Origin of the sequence: Novosphingobium marinum (assembly GCF_013408095.1) — a bacterium.
Taxonomy (GTDB): domain Bacteria; phylum Pseudomonadota; class Alphaproteobacteria; order Sphingomonadales; family Sphingomonadaceae; genus Novosphingobium; species Novosphingobium marinum.
The window spans coordinates 1-1075 of sequence record NZ_JACBZF010000022.1 but is presented as its reverse complement, the minus strand read 5'-3'; the positions used below and the strand labels follow the sequence as shown (position 1 = coordinate 1075).

Here is a 1075-nt window from a genome sequence, read left to right as displayed (position 1 = left end):
TGAGCTTCCCCCTTCTGGGTGGTCCAGATTCTGTTTTAGGATTTGGACTGAAGGAGGAATGGAATGGCACGGAAGCACAAGCCGGAAGAGATTATCGGCAAGCTGCGTGAAGCTGAGATCGTGTTGGCGCAGGGCGGCGCGGTATCGGATGCCTGCCGCCGGATCGGCGTTACTGAGCAGACCTATTATCGCTGGCGCAAGGAATATGGCGGGATGAAGATGGACCAGGCCCGTCGGATGAAGGACTTGGAGAAAGAGAACCAGCGGTTGCGCCGGGCAGTGTCGGACTTGACGCTGGACAAGTTGATCCTGCAAGAGGCTGCCAAGGGAAACTTCTGAGCCCCGCGCGGCGTCGGCGCTGTATCGATCACATCAGAGGAATGATGGCTGTGTCCGAGCGGCGGGTGTGCCGTGTGCTCGGCCAGCATCGATCGTCGCAGCGCAAGGTGCCACGCGGGGCAGATGACGAAGAAGCCCTGACAGAAGACATCATCGCACTTGCCAGGCAGTATGGCCGCTACGGCTACCGCCGGGTGACGGCTTTGCTGCGCGAGGCAGGCTGGCATGTGAACTACAAGCGGGTAGAACGCATCTGGCGGCGCGAGGGGCTCAAGGTTCCGCAGAAGCAACCGAAGCGTTCACGGCTCTGGCTCAATGATGGGTCGTGTATCCGCTTGCGACCAGAGTATCCGGGGCATGTGTGGTCCTACGACTTCGTGCAGGGTCACACGCATGATGGTCGTAAGTTCCGCATCCTGTCGATCATCGATGAGGCGAGCCGCGAATGCCTGGCCTTGCCGGTGGCGCGGCGATTGCGAAGCGAAGACGTCCTGGAGGTCCTTGCCGAACTGTTCCTCATGCGCGGGCCGCCAGCATACATCAGGTCCGACAACGGTCCCGAGTTCATCGCCAGGGCCGTGCAGGAATGGCTGGCAAAGATCGGCGTAAAGACGCTGTACATTACGCCAGGCAGCCCTTGGGAGAACGGATACTGTGAGTCCTTCAACGGCAGCCTGCGCGATGAGCTACTCAACGGGGAGATCTTCTACACCTTGGCCGAAGCGAAGATCCTGAT

At 60.1% G+C, this 1075-nt stretch carries 1 pseudogene; it reads left to right on the top strand.

Annotated features, from left to right (window positions below):
* Window positions 1-63: 63 nt before the first annotated feature.
* Window positions 64-1075: pseudogene (locus FHS75_RS17710) on the top strand (IS3 family transposase); the annotation flags it as partial.